Origin of the sequence: Proteus sp. fly-1013, from assembly GCF_040140245.1 — a bacterium.
Classification (GTDB): domain Bacteria; phylum Pseudomonadota; class Gammaproteobacteria; order Enterobacterales; family Enterobacteriaceae; genus Proteus; species Proteus mirabilis_B.
The window spans coordinates 659674-678182 of the sequence record NZ_JBEEWD010000001.1 but is presented as its reverse complement, the minus strand read 5'-3'; the positions used below and the strand labels follow the sequence as shown (position 1 = coordinate 678182).

The 18509-nt window shown below is 38.5% G+C and carries 14 protein-coding genes and 1 tRNA gene; 4 read left to right on the top strand and 11 right to left on the bottom strand.

Translation table 11 applies throughout. The annotated features are described in order from the left end of the window. Positions 1–103 precede the first annotated feature (103 nt). The 3 genes from ABN236_RS03305 to ABN236_RS03295 all read left to right on the top strand — a co-directional run bounded on the left by ABN236_RS03305 (position 104) and on the right by ABN236_RS03295 (position 2746). Positions 104–180 (top strand) — tRNA-Val (locus ABN236_RS03305). A 467-nt stretch (positions 181–647) separates the two neighbouring features. Beyond that, positions 648–2060 (top strand): pyruvate kinase PykF, encoded by a 1413-nt coding sequence (pykF, locus tag ABN236_RS03300; protein ID WP_194952369.1) that lies wholly within the window; start codon positions 648–650, stop codon positions 2058–2060. A gap of 446 nt (positions 2061–2506) precedes the next feature. After that, positions 2507–2746, top strand: coding sequence for an Lpp/OprI family alanine-zipper lipoprotein (locus ABN236_RS03295; protein ID WP_036913221.1), 240 nt, complete (start codon positions 2507–2509; stop codon positions 2744–2746). Between the two features lie 103 nt (positions 2747–2849). On the opposite strand, the gene ABN236_RS03290 is transcribed toward ABN236_RS03295, so the two are convergent. From ABN236_RS03290 to ydiJ, 10 genes are all read right to left on the bottom strand, one after another. Continuing rightward, a complete protein-coding gene (locus ABN236_RS03290) occupies positions 2850–3767 on the bottom strand; it encodes a L,D-transpeptidase family protein (protein WP_088495757.1) in 918 nt (305 codons plus the stop codon). Between the two features lie 116 nt (positions 3768–3883). After that, positions 3884–4312 (bottom strand): cysteine desulfuration protein SufE, encoded by a 429-nt coding sequence (sufE, locus tag ABN236_RS03285; RefSeq protein WP_349473369.1) that lies wholly within the window; start codon positions 4310–4312, stop codon positions 3884–3886. Positions 4313–4335: 23 nt separating this feature from the next. Beyond that, on the bottom strand, positions 4336–5574 hold the full coding sequence (gene sufS / locus ABN236_RS03280; protein WP_349473368.1) for a cysteine desulfurase SufS: 1239 nt from the start codon (positions 5572–5574) through the stop codon (positions 4336–4338). Positions 5575–5585: 11 nt separating this feature from the next. Continuing rightward, complete coding sequence (gene sufD, locus ABN236_RS03275) at positions 5586–6893, bottom strand: Fe-S cluster assembly protein SufD (RefSeq protein WP_349473367.1); 1308 nt, start codon at positions 6891–6893, stop codon at positions 5586–5588. Continuing rightward, positions 6868–7614 carry a Fe-S cluster assembly ATPase SufC gene (gene sufC, locus ABN236_RS03270; protein WP_088495761.1) on the bottom strand — a complete coding sequence of 249 codons (747 nt, stop codon included), beginning with the start codon at positions 7612–7614 and terminating at the stop codon, positions 6868–6870. The genes sufD and sufC overlap by 26 nt, the downstream gene beginning before the upstream one ends. A gap of 44 nt (positions 7615–7658) precedes the next feature. Further along, positions 7659–9161, bottom strand: a complete 1503-nt coding sequence (gene sufB, locus ABN236_RS03265; RefSeq protein ID WP_075673222.1) for a Fe-S cluster assembly protein SufB — start codon at positions 9159–9161, stop codon at positions 7659–7661. A 17-nt stretch (positions 9162–9178) separates the two neighbouring features. Continuing rightward, positions 9179–9547 (bottom strand): Fe-S cluster assembly scaffold SufA, encoded by a 369-nt coding sequence (sufA, locus tag ABN236_RS03260; protein WP_036913225.1) that lies wholly within the window; start codon positions 9545–9547, stop codon positions 9179–9181. Between the two features lie 417 nt (positions 9548–9964). After that, positions 9965–10585: a hypothetical protein gene (locus tag ABN236_RS03255; protein ID WP_194952367.1), complete on the bottom strand. Its 621-nt coding sequence runs from the start codon at positions 10583–10585 to the stop codon at positions 9965–9967. A gap of 171 nt (positions 10586–10756) precedes the next feature. Beyond that, the gene (gene menI, locus ABN236_RS03250; RefSeq protein WP_072070326.1) at positions 10757–11170 is read right to left on the bottom strand and encodes a 1,4-dihydroxy-2-naphthoyl-CoA hydrolase; all 414 of its coding nucleotides are present in this window, start codon (positions 11168–11170) and stop codon (positions 10757–10759) included. Continuing rightward, complete coding sequence (ydiJ, locus tag ABN236_RS03245) at positions 11167–14223, bottom strand: D-2-hydroxyglutarate dehydrogenase YdiJ (protein ID WP_349473366.1); 3057 nt, start codon at positions 14221–14223, stop codon at positions 11167–11169. The genes menI and ydiJ overlap by 4 nt, the downstream gene beginning before the upstream one ends. A gap of 216 nt (positions 14224–14439) precedes the next feature. Between ydiJ and ydiK the strand changes: the two genes are divergently transcribed. Next, positions 14440–15552: an AI-2E family transporter YdiK gene (ydiK, locus tag ABN236_RS03240; RefSeq protein WP_349473365.1), complete on the top strand. Its 1113-nt coding sequence runs from the start codon at positions 14440–14442 to the stop codon at positions 15550–15552. A 454-nt stretch (positions 15553–16006) separates the two neighbouring features. On the opposite strand, the gene ppsA is transcribed toward ydiK, so the two are convergent. Beyond that, positions 16007–18379 (bottom strand): phosphoenolpyruvate synthase, encoded by a 2373-nt coding sequence (ppsA, locus tag ABN236_RS03235; protein ID WP_088495766.1) that lies wholly within the window; start codon positions 18377–18379, stop codon positions 16007–16009. Positions 18380–18509 lie beyond the last annotated feature (130 nt).

The window sequence follows — 18509 nt, the reverse complement described above, 5'->3', positions numbered from 1 at the left end:
TCCATAGCTCAGTTGGTTAGAGCACCACCTTGACATGGTGGGGGTCGGTGGTTCGAGTCCACTTGGACGCACCATTTATTTTTCGATAACATCTCAATACAGTGCGTCCATAGCTCAGTTGGTTAGAGCACCACCTTGACATGGTGGGGGTCGGTGGTTCGAGTCCACTTGGACGCACCATTTCTCTTTCTCTATTTTCTTATTTTTATTCTTCTTACCTACCCTACAAAATAATTAATCTAGCTTGCAATATTTTATTGCGCAACAAAGTGTTTAAAAAACAAGCAGTCAGCTCCGTATTTTGATCACATCACTTAAATTTACCTTTTTTCGATTTTCTTCATAGAAATTAACCTCTATAATACGAAACATAATTTTGTTGAAAGGTTTCAGCGTATTGATTTACGGGCATCTTTAGAAAACAGAACAAATGAATCGTGATAGACTATAATGTAAGATGTCTGCCAACCTTTGATACAAAATAGTGACAAGATTTTTATGATGTTGCTGAACCATTAACATGTTGCGCAACTTATCTATGAGAGATGAGTTTGTACACCCTGTTTTGCACCGTTGATACTGTTAATAGAAAACGGCGACATTAATCCTTATTCATCCATTACAATACAACCATTAAATAGACTGCCATGAAAAAGACAAAAATTGTTTGCACCATCGGACCAAAAACCGAATCTGAAGAAAAACTGAATCAATTACTGGACGCAGGCATGAACGTTATGCGTCTAAACTTCTCTCACGGTGACTATGAAGAGCATGGCAACCGTATCAAAAATCTGCGTAATGTTTGCGCTAAAACAGGCAAAAAAGCCGCTATCTTATTAGATACTAAAGGCCCAGAAATCCGTACCATCAAATTAGAAGGTGGTAATGATGTCGCTTTAGTTGCTGGTCAAACATTCACTTTCACTACAGACAAAACTGTTGTGGGTAACAAAGACCGCGTTGCTGTAACTTACGAAGGTTTCGCTAAAGACTTAACTGTTGGTAACACCGTTTTAGTTGATGATGGTCTTATCGGCATGAAAGTCACTGCTGTAACTGATAAAGAAGTTGTTTGTGAAGTTTTAAACAACGGTGACTTAGGTGAAAACAAAGGTGTTAACTTACCTGGCGTTTCTATCGGTTTACCTGCATTAGCTGAAAAAGATAAACAAGATCTTATCTTTGGTTGTGAGCAAGGCGTTGATTTCGTTGCTGCATCATTTATTCGTAAACGTTCTGACGTTGAGGAAATGCGTGCTCACTTAAATGCGCACGGCGGCGAAAACATCATGATCATCTCAAAAATTGAAAACCAAGAAGGTTTAAACAATTTTGATGAGATCTTAGAAGCATCTGACGGTATCATGGTTGCTCGTGGCGACTTAGGTGTTGAGATCCCAGTTGAAGAAGTTATCTTCGCACAAAAAATGATGATCGAAAAATGTAACGCTGCGCGTAAAGTGGTTATCACTGCAACGCAAATGTTAGATTCAATGATCAAAAACCCACGCCCTACTCGTGCTGAAGCGGGTGACGTTGCGAATGCTATCTTAGATGGTACTGATGCTGTTATGTTGTCAGGCGAAAGTGCAAAAGGTAAATACCCAGTAGAAGCTGTGACTATCATGGCAACTATCTGTGATCGTACAGACCGTATCATGCAATCTCGTCTTGATTACAAACAAACAGCTGCAAAATTACGCGTAACTGAAGCAGTTTGTCGCGGTGCGGTTGAAATGGCTGAAAACTTAGATGCACCTCTGATTGTTGTTGCAACTTTCGGTGGTAAATCAGCTCGTTCTATCCGTAAATATTTCCCAACAGCACCAATCTTAGCATTAACAAACAACGAAGAAACAGCTCGTCAGTTACTGTTAGTTAAAGGTGTAACCACTCAATTAGTTAAAGAAATCTCTTCTACTGATGACTTCTACCGTATCGGTAAAGAAGCAGCATTAGCAAGTGGTTTAGCGCATGCTGGTGAACGTGTTGTTATGGTTACCGGTGCACTGGTTGATAGCGGTACAACAAATACTTCATCTGTTCACGTTCTGTAATTTTATACAACGCGAATACGTCAAACGCCACTCATTGAGTGGCGTTTTCTTTATGTGTTTCCAAAAAATTTTCTCTTTCCCATTTTTCACTATTCCTTTTTAGATTAATTTCTTTTCCTGTTTCTATCTCTTTTTTTATCTATTTATGTCTATTTATCAATCAGGTTGCGAGTAAATCACCAATGTCAATTTGTGTGATTTTTAGTCATTAAATCACTTTTTAATGATTAGGATTTTTACTAATAATGAACTTTTGTGAGAAAACACGCATTTATTGTGCTGAAAATTTACAATATAAGTGTTATTTTTCCTATTGTTATAGGAAACGCAAGATACACTTATTACGAATAAATCCAGCATTTTCCTATATGTGTGCCATACTTATTAATGGTTTCATATAAATGCTACTTGTTCCTTTACACAAACTAATAATAGAGGTTGTAACTATGAAAGCGAAACTTGTACTAGGTGCGGTAATTCTGGCTTCAGGCTTATTAGCAGGTTGTTCTTCTAGTAATAATGCACAATTAGATCAAATCTCTTCTGATGTAAGCCGCCTGAATACTCAAGTTCAGCAACTAAGTGGTGATGTACAATCTGCTCGCGCTGAAGCTAAATCAGCTTACGACGAAGCAGCTCGTGCAAATCAGCGTTTAGATAACCAAGTCACTACTTATAAAAAGTAATTTGACTCACCAATAAGCTGAAAACAGCTTTAGGTAAGCATTAATCACAAAGCCCTAACATTGTTAGGGCTTTGTTTTTTTAGCTCATTATATTTTATAAAGATTAATATGCTGTCACATCAACAGGTATACCCGAACGTCGAATCAGCTCTGCATCTGCTTTATCTTTATTAACCTTGCCACTTTCATACCAAGCATTAAATTGCTTTGTAAATGTAAGAGGCATCGTTTGCGGATCGTCATCTTCGTTACGTGATAGTGGTTGATGAACTTCAATAAACTGTCTGCCGTCTGCAGTTTCAGTAAATTTAATCGGTTTATTGATAACCTGAACTCGGCTACCTTTAGGCACCACGTTGAATAAGGTCTCAATATCATTTGGGCGTAAACGAATACAACCTGAACTCACTCTTAAGCCAATACCAAAATCAGCATTAGTACCATGAATAAGGTATTCACCTCGACTATGTGCCAATCTTAAGGCATATGCCCCCATTGGGTTTTCAGGACCAGCAGGAACGACAGCTGGTAGCGTGATCCCTTTAGCCGCATAATTTTTGCGAATATTCGCCGTTGGTGTCCAAGTGGGATCTTTAATTAATTGAGAAATCGATGTCACCATCTCTGGTGTTTCTCGCCCTAATTGACCAATACCAATCGGGTAAACATCAACAGTTCCTCCCTCTTTTGGATAATAATAAAGGCGTAATTCAGCAAGGTTGATAACAATACCTTTATGTAGAGTATCAGGCAAAATCATCTGCAATGGGATTGTTAAAGTTTTACCTGCATCAGGCAAAAGAGGATCAATACCAGGATTCGCTTCCATCATATTGAGCAATCCCACTTGGTATTCGGACGCAATAGCCTCTAATGAGCGTTTATCATCGGGAACTATATATGAAAAATTTTCACCAATAATACGCTGGCCATCAGCAGGTAGTAGATATTCTGTCGCGTAAGATAAGTGACTACTCATCCCTAACAGCGATACCCCTAAGAGAGTTAACCATTTTTTCATCGTTTATCCCGTGTGTTAGAAATAAAATAAACTGACTATTATGATGATAACATTATCATTGTTATGCTTTCATATAATAAGTCAGTTTAGAACATTAATGCGGGATCAGGTAACATTTATGCTACAGCGTATTCTGAAAAACGCTTAATAAGTGTCGTAACCATCGCATGCAAACCTTGCGTGCGAGAAGGTGTTAAGTGGCTTTCTAGTGCTAATGATAAAAAGTAATGTTTGATATCTGTCTCTAATGCTTGTTCGATAGTTTTACCTTGAAATAAGATAATCACTAAGGCAACGAGGCCTTTTACAATACCTGCATCACTATCTCCAGCCAGCACTAACTGTTTATTCTCATTAAGAGAAACAGCTATCCAAACTTGGCTTTGGCAACCTTCAATAAAGTTAGCTGAAATACGTTGTTCATCTGTTAAAGGAGGAAGACGCTCACCTAACTCCATCATGTAAAGGTAACGTTGCTCCCAATCCTGACAACGAGAAAAATTGCGTAATAATTTTGCTTCATCTGGCAAATTAGCAACTGCCATGAATAACCTCTTTATTTTAATCTTTAACCTAATAGCATTTCGACACGCAATAGCGCATTAACCAGTGCATCTATATCGTTTTTATTGGTATACAACCCAAGAGATGCGCGACACATCGCAGGAACTTGATAATAATCCATAATTGGCATCGCACAATGATGCCCTGTACGAATAGCAATACCATAATTATCAAGAAATGCCCCAACATCATAAGCATGGTGTTTGCCTAAATTAAACGCTATCACTCCTTGGCGAGAATCATTGCCATACAGCCTTAATGATTTTACTTTTTGTAGCTGCTCTTGTGCGTACTTCATTATACTATTTTCATATTCCGCAATATTATTCATGCCTAAATTTGAAAGATAATCTAATGCCGCGCCTAAGCCAATCATCCCCATAATATTGGGTGTCCCTGCTTCAAAACGCCAAGGCGCATCAGCGTAAGTAATATCACCATTTATATGAACATGCTTTATCATTGCACCACCGCCTTCCCACGGCGGTAATTCATCTAATATTGCTTTCTTGCCATACAACACGCCAATACCAGTAGGTCCATAAAGTTTATGCCCACTACAAACAAAAAAATCGCAATCAAGTTGTGAAACATTAATTGTTTGATGCATTGCACTTTGAGCACCATCAACCAATATATGTAATTCACCACCTTGTTCAATAGCATATTGACGAGCATCACCAATAATTTGAGCGACTGGATTCACTGTGCCCAATACATTTGATTGATGAGTGAGACTGAGTAATTTAGTTCGTTCATCGATTAAATGGGGTAATTGAGACAAATCGAGTGTACCGTCTTGTAATAGCGGTAACACACGAACATTAAAGCCATACTGTTTTGCCAACATATACCATGGAACAATATTTGCGTGATGCTCCATTTCAGTGATGATGATATTGTCACCATCATTTAAAAATCGTTGGCTATAAACGTTCGCTATAAGGTTGATCCCTTCGGTTGTTCCTTTAACAAAAATTATCTCTTCTTCGCTATTGGCACCTAAAAAATCACAGGCTTTTTTACGGACATTTTCAACTAACGTTGTCGCATTTGCACTTAATGTATGAATGCCGCGATGAACCGCGGCATATTGTGTTAAGGCAAATTGTTTTTCATGTTCAATGACGCAAGCCGGTTTCTGAGCACTTGCGGCACTGTCGAGATAAACCAGTGGTTTTCCTTTCACTTGCTGTGAAAGAATTGGAAAATCATCTCGCGCTTTTTCAATGGAATGCGTCATAATGCCTTATTTTATACCTCTAATAAGCGCTGATTAATTCTTTCTAATACCTGCGCTTTGATCACACTATTTTCTAGCGATTCAGTTAATTCAGCCGCAAATGCATGGATGATCATTTTACGTGCGTCACTTAAGGAAATACCTCGTGAACGCAGATAAAATAGCTGCTCATCATCAATTCGTCCCACAGTAGCACCATGACTACATTTCACATCATCGGCATAGATTTCAAGTTGTGGTTTGGTATCGATTTGCGCTTTTTCACCCAGCAACAGATTGTTATTAGTCATTTGACCATCTGTTTTTAATGCTTGAGGTGTCACCGTGATCATACCGTTAAATACGGCTTTCCCTGCATCCATCGCAATACTTTTATGCAGTTGACGACTCTGGCAATTTTTCTCACCATGAACTAGCCATGTACGAGTATCTGCAATCTCTCCAGCTTTAGGTAATACAACGCTATTCATTGAAAGCTCTGTATTTTCACCCTTTAGTGCAGAACTCGTGTGATGACGACTAAGTTTAGCGCCTAATAAGAAAGCGTAACTGTTGACACGAGCATCGCGGCCTATCGTCAGATCGTTATGGGCAAAATGCTGGCTTACTCCATTTTCAAAACTTAATTTGATATGGTTAAAAGAGGCATTATCGCCAATCGTTGCGGTTAATCTTGCACCTGTAAAATGACGGTTTTCACTATCACTGCTGATATAGTGTTCTACCACTTGCATCTGAGTATTCGCACCGACATCAAGGTGAAAACGATAATTTGCACTATTTACCTCTGTGCTTTGATCACCTTGAGTAATATTGAGGATATAGAGTGGCTTATCCGCAATAACACCGTTTTTCAGGGTAATAAGCAATGGATGTGGCGCTAAACTTTCAACTAAATGCAGGAAGATTTCACCATTTACCGCTTTAGGTAATTCACTTTGATTATCAAGTAAAGTGACTTGATAAGGACCAAAATCTTTACTACTTTCTATCGGTGAAAATGTGCCATTCACCATAACAATACGGTAGCAATCAAAAGATAATGCATGTTTAGCCATTAAACTTTGTACATCAAAAGGTGGCAACTGTTGATAGCACTGGCTTAGCGTTTCTTCTAAAGGCGTATAATGCCAATCTTCATGGCGGTAAGCAGGGAAACCTACTTTCTCAACTTGCAACCAATGATTGCGAGCGTTGAGATTATCGTCACCTTTACGTTGATGATATAACGCTGAAAACATTTTTAATGCTTGTTGATTACGCAGTTCAACTTGGCGCTGTTTTTCACGCTTTTCATTGAGGGTCAATAAGCCAGCCATAACCTTGTTCCTCCAATTTTTGCGCCAATGAAAAATCACCTGATTTAATGATTTTCCCCTGATAAAGCACATGCACAAAATCAGGTTTAATATAATCAAGAATACGTTGGTAGTGTGTTACAACGATGAAGGCACGTTTACCATCACGTAAACTATTAACACCATTAGAAACGATTTTTAATGCGTCGATATCAAGACCCGAGTCTGTTTCATCTAAAATACATAATTCAGGCTCTAACGCAGCCATTTGCAAAATGTCGTTACGTTTTTTCTCACCACCAGAAAATCCCACGTTGACAGAGCGTGTTAACAAATCTTGTGGCATATCCAGTAATTTGATTTTATCTTCAATAAAATCTTCAAAATCAAAGCGATCTAACGGCTCTTGACCACGATATTCTCTCACTGCATTTACAGAAGATTGTAAGAAAAACTGATTGCTGACACCGGGTATTTCAACAGGATATTGAAATGCCATAAAGATGCCTTCACCTGCGCGATCTTCCGGTTCTAATTCCAATAAATCTTTATTTTTAAAGGTAATCGAACCTTCATCAACTTCATATTCATCACGACCAGCAAGCGTTGCAGATAGCGTACTTTTACCTGAGCCATTTGGTCCCATAATTGCGTGAACTTCACCTGCACGAACCTGCAAATCTAATCCTTTGAGGATCTCGTTGCCTTCAACACTGACATGTAAATTTTTAATATCTAACATAATATATGCCTTCGGTATCTTTATACTCAGAATTTGGTTAATCGTTAACCGACGCTATGCTCTAAGCTGATTGCTAATAATTTTTGTGCTTCCACAGCAAATTCCAGCGGTAATTCTGAGAACACATCTTTACAAAATCCGTTTACAATCATTGAGATTGCATCATCTTCACTTAATCCACGCTGGCGACAATAGAACAACTGATCTTCACCAATACGTGACGTTGTCGCTTCGTGCTCAAGCTGTGCTGAGTTATTCATTACCTCAACATAAGGGAAAGTATGCGCACCGCACTGTGTACCAATTAACATGGAGTCACACTGGGTAAAGTTACGAGCATTTTGTGCACCAGGAAGTACTTTTACGAGCCCACGGTAACTGTTTTGACTTTTACCCGCAGAAATACCTTTAGAGATAATGGTTGATTTGGTATTTTTGCCGATATGGATCATCTTAGTCCCCGTATCTGCTTGTTGGTTGCCATTCGTTAAAGCAACCGAGAAGAATTCAGCGGTGGAATTATCCCCTTTTAAAATCACACTTGGGTATTTCCATGTGATTGCAGATCCTGTCTCTGATTGCGTCCATGACATTTTTGCGTTTTCGCCTTCACAAATAGCGCGCTTAGTCACAAAGTTAAGGATACCGCCTTCACTGTCACCACCAGAGAACCAGTTTTGCACAGTAGAATATTTTACTTCAGCATCTTTATGGATAATGACTTCAACCACAGCAGCATGAAGCTGATAGCTATCACGAACAGGTGCTGAACAACCTTCGATATAACTGACATAACTGCCTTCATCAGCAACCAGAATTGTTCGTTCGAATTGACCTGTTTGAGCCGCATTAATACGGAAATAAGTCGATAACTCCATTGGGCAACGAACCCCTTTGGGAATATAGACAAAGGTACCATCAGATGCGACCGCAGCATTCAGCGCAGCAAAGTAATTATCATGGCTTGAGACAACGGTGCCTAAATATTGGCGCACTAAATCAGGGTATTCTTGAATAGCCTCGCTAAATGAACAGAAAATAATGCCATGTTCAGCAAGCTCTTCACGATATGTTGTTGAAACAGAAACAGAGTCAAAAATGGCATCAACAGCAACAGCTTGCCCTTCTCTTACAGGCACTCCGAGTTGGTTAAAAGCATCTTCAACTTCTTTGGTTAAATAATCCTGCGCAGCTTGTTTATCGCTCGTAACAGCTTCATTTGTGCCACCAGCACAACTACCGTTAGCACAACATGAACTACAAGATGGTGCTGAGTAATAGCTATAATCTTGATAATTAAGCGATGGATAATCTGCTTTTAGCCAATGTGGCTCTTCCATTTCTAACCAATGGCGATAAGCATCTAAACGAAATTCCAGCATCCACTCTGGTTCGTTTCTTTTTGCCGATATTGCACGTACAACCGCTTCATTTAATCCTTTTTCTAAGGTGTCGGTTGAGATATCGGTATAAAAACCTTCTTTATAGTGGTGATCGCTTAGCCATCCCTGAACTTCATCACCAATTTCAACATTGCTCTGAGACATAATCTGACTTCACTATGTTATACCCCGAAGCTCTCACCACATCCGCAGACGTTTTGAGCTTTAGGATTATTAAATTTAAACATTTGATTAAGTCCTTCACGAACATAATCAACAACCAACCCATCGATAAATGGCATTGCTTTTAATGAAACAAAGAGTTTTGCGCCATTATGTTCATAAACAAGATCATCATCATTTGGGGCAGTAGCGAGTTCAATAACATAACCATACCCTGTACAACCGGAGGGTTTGATACTTAAGGAAAGCCCTTGTTTTTCAGGGTTTTTCTCAACCAAATGACAGATATGCTTTGCCGCATTATCCGTTAATACAATGCCTTGCCAAGCTGTGTCATTAAGAGAAAAAGTTTCAACGTTGTTTGTCATTTCTGACCTCATTTCGAAAGGAGATTGATATCTTTCCTGACACTAATGGTAATGATAACCCTTATCACTTCAACCATGTCTTTTGAAAGGATATTCCGTAAATGTGTATTTTTTGTTCTTTTTTTTGCACTCATTTTGTTAACAACACATGTTAACGCAATGTAATATAACACTTTTATATTTTTTAATTCTAAAAAATAAAACTTTTAATTTTTCTTATATTTCGCACAATACGCACATAAGTTGCAAAATAAATACACTTTATATGTTATCACTGAAATTTAGAGAAAAAAGCATAAAAATGTGCTTTTACATCTCGCTTATTGAGCCTATTCACATTCATTTTTATGCTTTGATGAGGAATAAGATAGCACCACTGATATGATGACCTCTTATTGGTTTGTGTGCTCTTTGATGTTATTTATTAATAGTGATGGTTTGAATATATTTGTTTGTACATTCAAGAATTTGACTGTTTTTTTGTTTGTCCGATTGGCTATTGAAGTTGCTAATCAGTTGCAATTGCCATACTCGATTCGTTTTAAGATCAGCCGCTAAAATACCTTCATAACTCACGTTCTCTTTTGCATATTTCCCTTCAAAAAAGACATGTCGACTTTCCACATTTGGAATAGTTAATGGTTTTATCGATGTAGATATTTCATTCATACCATCTATGATGGCGATATTATCTACAATACCTTGCGCTCCTGCATCTACATCGTAACTCATTGCATCGATCATTTTAAAATAAACCAGACGAACTTCTGTCAAATCACAAATGGGTTCTGATTTATAAACCATCATTTCCGTTGTGACATCCTGAATATTATCTGGTAATGATTTAAAATAATTTTCAGTATCTTCTCTGCTCATGGAAAACGAAGTGGGATAAGCCATATTAAAACCAGAAACAGTTTGTACCGAAATATTACTTATATCATTACTCGTTTCAGAGGTAGAATTATTATCGCACCCACTGATTAATAAACCTGCAATTAATAATACTGTGGTGTTAAATTTAGAAATAGTAAACATTATTGATCGTCTTATCTTTTATTATGAAGATAATGATTATCATTAAAAATAAAATCTAAATAAAGAAGTAATTCTATTTTCTCTCTCTATTTTTATTTTTTGACATTATCTATAAACACAAAAAACGCACAAAGCGAGTATTTCACTCTGTGCGTTTGTCTATTTTATTCTTTAAGAAATAACAGATGTCGTTAATCTAGAAATACACACTTGACGATCTTCATCATCAAAGATTTCTATTGACCAGACTTGGTGTGAACGTCCTAAATGAATCGGTTTGCATACACCTCTTACCTTGCCTTCTCTCGCTGAACGAATATGATTCGCATTGATTTCTAGCCCGACAATTTTTTGTTCACCTTCAGTACAAAGATAACCCGCAACAGAGCCCAATGTTTCAGCTAAAACAACAGAAGCACCACCATGTAAAAGCCCTAAAGGTTGCTTAGTGCGGTGATCAACTGGCATTGTTCCTTCAAGATAATCATCCCCGAGGCACGTTAATTCAATACCTAAATGGCTCATCATATTGTTTTGGCCAATATGATTAAGATGCTCGATTGTCGTTTCACGTTTCCATATCATGGCATAATCTCCAAAAGTGCCTGTAGTGGGTGTTTTAGCTCAATATTATCAATACGTTTTACTTGACTACGACACGAATATCCTGTGCTTAAGCAACGCATTGTTGGTAATGTTTTTAGTGCATTACCCCATGAGAGTTGGTAAATGCCCAACGAGTTTTCATAATTGTTCAGTTCATGTCCATAAGTACCTGCCATTCCACAACATCCAGTGCTCACAAATTCGAGTTGCTGCCCATAACGTTGGAAAATAGACTGCCACTGTTTCATACTTTGTGGTAGCGCCGTCACTTCTGTACAGTGCCCGAAAAGATACCATTTTTCAGCATCATCGCGAACTGCTATTGGCTCAGATACTAATTTACTTAGCCATTCATGAACAAGTTGAACATTAAAATCCCCACGCTTATCACCCAGTATTTCACGATATTCATCGCGATAACAAAGCACTAATGCAGGATCAACTCCAACCATTGGAATATCTAATTTTGCAACACGATTAAGCATGGTTGACGTTTTTTGTGCCGTTTTACTAAATTGCTGTAAAAAACCTTTAATATGCTGCGCTTTCCCATTAGGCGAAAATGGCAGCAAAACAGGTTTAAATCCAATTTTTTCAATTAGTTTGATAAAATCGGCAACCACTTTTGCATCGTAATAACTGGTAAACGGATCTTGCACCACCAGCACATGATGACTTCGTTGCTTTTCAGATAAACGCTCTAAGTCTTCTAGCGTCATATCTAACGCTTTGTGCCCAGCCAATTGCTGTCTTAATGTAGGTGATGACAACAAAGGTAAATCAACCATTCCTATCGTGTGTTTACTTAATGATTGCACCAACGGTTGCTTCATAAAAAAGTTAAAGAATCCCGGTGCTTTCGCCATAATCGGCGTTGTTAATTCAACATTCGCGACAATATGATCTTTTAACGGGCGCAAATAACGCTGGTGATAAAGTTCAGTAAACTTAGAACGAAACGATGGCACATCAATTTTAATCGGGCATTGCGTTGAACAGGCTTTACAAGCCAAGCAACCATTCATAGCCGCTTTCACTTCATGAGAAAAGTCATATTCGCCACGTTTGGCTTTCCATGTATTACGTGTTTTCTCAATTAAACCTCTTAAACTAGGTTTATTATTTTCAAGGCTAGATTGAAGCTGTTTTGGGCTAACGCCTTGCTCTGTTAATAAGCGTAACCACTCTCTTACAAGTGCGGCTCGTCCTTTAGGTGAATGAATGCGTTGCCCGCTGATTTTCATTGAAGGACACATTGGACTTTTGGCATCAAAGTTAAAGCAAAGCCCATTACCATTACAATCCAGTGCGCCTTTGAAATCTTGACGCACAGACAAAGGGATTGTGCGATCAAAAGTGCCTCGTTTGATGGTATCAACTTGCTTCATGGGTTCATCGACCTCTAATGGAGGACATATTTTCCCAGGATTCAATCTATTTCGAGGATCGAACACCGTTTTGATTTGACGCAGTTCATGATAGAGCGTTTCACCGAAAAATTCAGGGCTGTATTGCGCTCTAAAGCCTTTTCCATGTTCACCCCAGAGTAACCCACCATATTTGGCTGTTAACGTGACAATGTCGTCTGAGATAGATTTCATCAATAATTCTTGTTGTGGATCGCACATATCAAGAGCAGGTCTTACGTGCAACACACCGGCATCAACATGTCCAAACATGCCATAATTGAGCTGATGACTATCAAGTAATGCTCTAAATTCGGTAATATAATCAGCAAGATGTTCTGGTGGCACACAGGTATCTTCTACAAAAGGAATTGGCTTTGCTTGTCCTTTGGCGTTTCCTAATAAACCAACCGCTTTTTTACGCATGGCATAAATACGGTTAATGTCCGCCAAATCTTCACAGACTTGATAACCGATAACACCGCCCTGACCCTCTTTCATTAATAAATCTAAGCGCTGGCATAATGATGCAACTTGTGAAGCAATAAGGTTTTCATCATCACCCGCAAATTCAACAATATTAAGTCCTTGCATATCTTTATCGGGTATATCTGTAATCAGCTCTTTCACGGAGTGCCACACGATATCTTCACGGGCGAGATTTAATACTTTTGAATCAACCGTTTCAACAGAAAGTGCATTCGCTTTAACTAAAAAAGGCGCATTGCGTAATGCTGAGTCAAACGAATCGTATTTTACATTGACTAAACTGCGCTGTTTGGGAATTGGCGTGATATCCAGTGTCGCTTCAGTAATAAAAGCGAGTGTTCCTTCAGAGCCAGTTAAAATTCTCGTTAAATCAAATCGTTTCATGTCATCACTAAAGACATGACGCAAATCATACCCTGTTAAAAAGCGATTTAACTTAGGGAATTTTTCAAGAATAAGCTTTCGTTGTTCTTTGCAACGAGATAAAACGGTACGATAAACTTTGCCCATTGTAGAGCTTTCTTGGGCAATGTTTTCGGCTAGTGCTGTATCCATAGCGCGCGTTTCAAGTAGTTCACCACCTAGCAAAACTGCTCTAACACCAAGAACGTGATCAGAGGTTTTACCATAAACCATTGAACCTTGCCCTGAGGCATCAGTGTTAATCATTCCACCTAATGTAGCGCGATTACTGGTAGATAGCTCTGGTGCGAAAAAAAAGCCATAAGGTTTTAAAAAGAGGTTTAACTCATCTTTTATTACCCCTGCTTCCACTTTTACCCAACGCTCCTGCGGGTTTATCTCGATAATACGCTTCATATAACGAGATAAATCAACCACAATACCATCCGTTAACGCTTGACCATTAGTGCCTGTACCGCCCCCTCTTGGAGTCAGAGAGAGTGAATGAAATCGAGGTTCATCAACTAAGCGAGCAATAATAGTTACATCAGCTGTTGAGCGAGGAAAAACAACAGCCTGTGGCAATAACTGGTAAATACTATTATCTGTTGCCATAGTGAGTCTGTCAGCGTAACTGCTGGAGATATCACCGGTGAAACCGTTTTTTAGAAGAGTATCAAGAAATTCTGTTGTGAGTTCACTGACTTGCGGTGCTTGCGATATACGTGGGATCATTTGTTATAGCTCTTTAATCTAATAGTCCACATTGCTTAATTTTAGATGTTGAAATGTATGCTAAGAGGTACTTTGCCTCATTTTGTACTTTCAGACCGATACCTGTTCACCTTATCATACAATTCTGGCAAATTGCGTAGTGATATAAACAACGTGATATTTGCAATGTTTATTCATCTGCTTCTAGCATTTTTATTCGTGTAGGGATTTAAAACCATGGAAAAACCGCAGATCCATACAGATATACCCAAAGTTTTATTCACAGTTCTTTTTATTTCTTTTTTTATTATCGCCAGTTTTTGGATCCTAAATCCCTTTATTGTGGGTTTCATTTGGGCTGGAATGATTGTTGTTGCAACGTGGCCTTTACTTCTTATTATTGAAAAGCGGGTAAAATATCGTTGGCTATCAACCATGATAATGATGATTTTGATATTACTGATCTTCGTTATCCCTATTATCTTATTAATTAGTAGTGTTATTGATAATAGTGCGCCTTTAATAGAATTAGCAAAATCACCTTCGAATATTCAGCCACCTCAACTATTATGGCTTAACGATATCCCAATGATAGGGAGCAAGCTTTATGATACATGGCACTCTATCCTTGTCTCTGGCGGTAACGCGTTAATCTCAAAAATCCAACCTTATGTCGGACAAGCTGCAAACTGGTTTTTTGCTCAAGCATTAAATATTGGTCGATTTGCCTTACATTTGGGTGTGATGTTGTTATTTTCTGGCTTACTGTTTTTACAAGGCGAAAATGTCGTATCTTGGTTACGCCATTTTGCCATTCGTTTAGCTGGTCAGCGTGGTGATGCCGCAATCTTACTTGCATCCATGTCTATTCGCGCTGTCGCATTAGGCGTGGTTTTAACCGCCTTAATTCAAGCGATTGTTGGTGGTATCGGTCTCGCAGTATCTGGCGTACCTTATGCTACGGTATTAACCGTTATTATGTTTATTTGCTGCCTTGCTCAAATAGGTCCTTTATTAGTATTGATCCCTTCCATTTTATGGCTATTTTGGACAGGTGATACCACTTGGGGCATTGTTATGGTGATTTGGGGTGGCGCGGTTGCGACAATGGATGGTGTATTACGACCTTATTTAATCAAGATGGGCGCTGATTTGCCTATGGTATTAATTCTTACCGGTGTTATTGGTGGGATTTTAACATTAGGTATGATTGGGTTATTTATTGGTCCGGTTGTTCTTGCTGTTGCACATAGCTTATTAAATGCATGGATTAATGAAGTACCAAAACCTAATCCTGATTTAACTAAAACAGTAGAATTTATGAATAAAAACTTTATCGAAAAAGAATAAATAATAATGGAGCATGTAAGTGTAGCTACTTACATGCTCTAAAAATAACAGAGTAAGGTTTAATAAAGATTATCAATTTAGGAATAAACCATTATATTTTTATATTAAAACTTACAATTTGAAACAAATTACATTTTTTTAAACCTGTTTGTTACCAGCAAGTTATATTCACTTTCAAATAAGCCTATATTCTTTTTATTGAGATAATTCTTAGAGCATAATTAACGCATTTCTCTTAATATAAATATCAACGAAACAAATGTTTCATCGAATTAATAATTTCGCCTTTCATATTAATAGATTAATTGGCGAGATTAAAGAATATAAAATATTGCTGTGTGTAGTCTTTGCCTGTCAGCCCATGATAGGCTTTTTTTTTGCCTATTATTTAATAATTGTATAAAAAAAGCTCACATTATATTGTGAGCTTTTATTTATAGCGATGGTATTAATTCTATTGTGCTAATTTTACCCAAGTTTTAATTACAGTATCTGGGTTTAAAGATAAACTATCAATTCCCTCTTCCATTAGCCATTGTGCGAAATCTTCATGATCAGAAGGTCCCTGACCACAAATACCCACATATTTTCCATTACGTTTAGCGGCTTGGATCGCCATTGATAACAATGCTTTCACTGCATCATTGCGTTCATCAAACAGTGCAGAAACCACACCTGAATCTCGGTCAAGACCTAATGTTAATTGGGTCATATCGTTAGAGCCGATAGAGAAACCATCAAAGTGTTCTAAGAATTTATCTGCTAATAAGGCATTTGATGGAATTTCACACATCATAATGACTTTTAAGCCATTCTCACCACGTTTCAAACCATTTGCCGCTAATTCGTCAATAACTTCTTCAGCTTGGCGTACAGTACGAACAAATGGGATCATAACTTCAACGTTTTCTAAGCCCATATCATTACGAACACGTTTTACCGCCTCACACTCAAGCGAGAAACAGCGACGAAAATCGTCAGAAACATAACGGCCCGCACCACGGAATCCTAACATTGGGTTTTCTTCATCAGGCTCATAACGATCGCCACCTACTAAATTGGCATATTCGTTAGATTTAAAGTCAGATAAACGAACAATAACGCGTTTAGGCCAGAATGCCGCTGCTAATGTTGCAATCCCTTCCGTTAATTTACTAATGTAATACTCAACTGGAGATTCATAGCCTGCCATCATTTCATTGATTTCAGCTTTCAGTGCTTCAGTTTGGTCGTCATACTCTAGTAATGCGCGAGGATGCACACCAATCATGCGGTTAATAATAAATTCCAAACGCGCAAGACCGACACCATCATTTGGTAAGCCTGCAAAATCAAATGCACGATCAGGATTGCCGACGTTCATCATGATTTTGAGCCCTAATTCAGGCATATTATCGATTGCGGAGCTCTGAATAGAGAAATCCAGTTTTCCATCGTAAACAAATCCTGTATCACCTTCAGCACAAGAAACAGTTACAACTTGCCCTTCAGCAATACATTCTGTTGCATCACCACAACCTACAACAGCTGGAATACCTAATTCACGAGCAATAATAGCTGCGTGACAAGTTCTACCACCACGATTAGTTACAATCGCAGAAGCTTTCTTCATGATAGGTTCCCAATCTGGGTCTGTCATGTCAGTGACCAACACATCACCCGCTTCAATTCTATCCATTTCACTTAAGTTATGGATAACTTTGACGGCACCCGTACCAATACGATGACCAATAGCACGGCCTTCAATAATAACAGAGCCACTTTCATTTAATTGATAGCGCTCCATAACTTGTTGGTTAGAACGAACTGTTTCTGGGCGAGCCTGAACGATGTATAAACGACCATTATGTCCATCTTTAGCCCATTCGATATCCATTGGACGACCATAGTGACGTTCAATCAATACAGCTTGTTTAGCCAACTCTTGAACTTCATGATCAGTCAAAGAGAAACGATTGCGCAGTGACTCTGGCGTATCTTCGATACGGACTTGTTTACCATGTTCAACGCTGTCTGCGTAAACCATTTGGATCTTTTTAGAGCCAAGATTACGACGAACAATAGAAGGTAGACCTTTTGCTAAAGTTGGCTTGTGTACATAAAACTCATCTGGGTTAACAGCACCCTGTACAACCATTTCACCTAAACCATAAGCTGATGTAATAAAGACAACTTGATCAAAGCCAGATTCAGTATCGATGGTAAACATCACACCTGAAGAAGCAAGATCAGAACGTACCATACGTTGAACACCCGCAGATAATGCAACACCACGGTGATCATAACCTTGGTGAACACGATAAGAGATTGCGCGATCGTTAAATAACGAGGCAAATACGTGTTTGATTGCAACGAGTATGGCATCAATACCTTGAACGTTTAAAAACGTCTCTTGTTGACCGGCAAAAGAAGCATCAGGCATATCTTCTGCAGTTGCAGATGAACGAACGGCAAATGAAGCTTCAGATTCACCTTCACTTAATGTGAGATAAGCATCGCGAATATCTTTTTCAAACTGAGGCGTAAAAGGTGTATCAATTACCCACTGGCGAATTTGATTACCTGCTTGAGCCAGTTGATTAACATCATCAACATCAACGCTATCAAGTAATTCATAAATACGCTGATTGATACCGCTCTGTTCCAGAAAATCATTAAACGCTTGCGCTGTGGTAGCAAACCCATTAGGAACAGAAACACCCAGTTCCGCTAGGTTTGTGATCATTTCACCGAGGGAAGCATTTTTCCCACCAACACGATCAACGTCATTCATACCTAATTGGTTATACCAAAGCACATTGCACGGGGTGAGGCTATTGCTGGACATTGAGAACAATCCTTTTTTAAACAATTATGAGAGAGAGAAAAAAAGAAAAACCCGCTGTCAAAACGACAACGTAAATAAGCGTATCACAATGTGATGCTGAATATAGAAAGGTGAATCGATCAACCAGAAA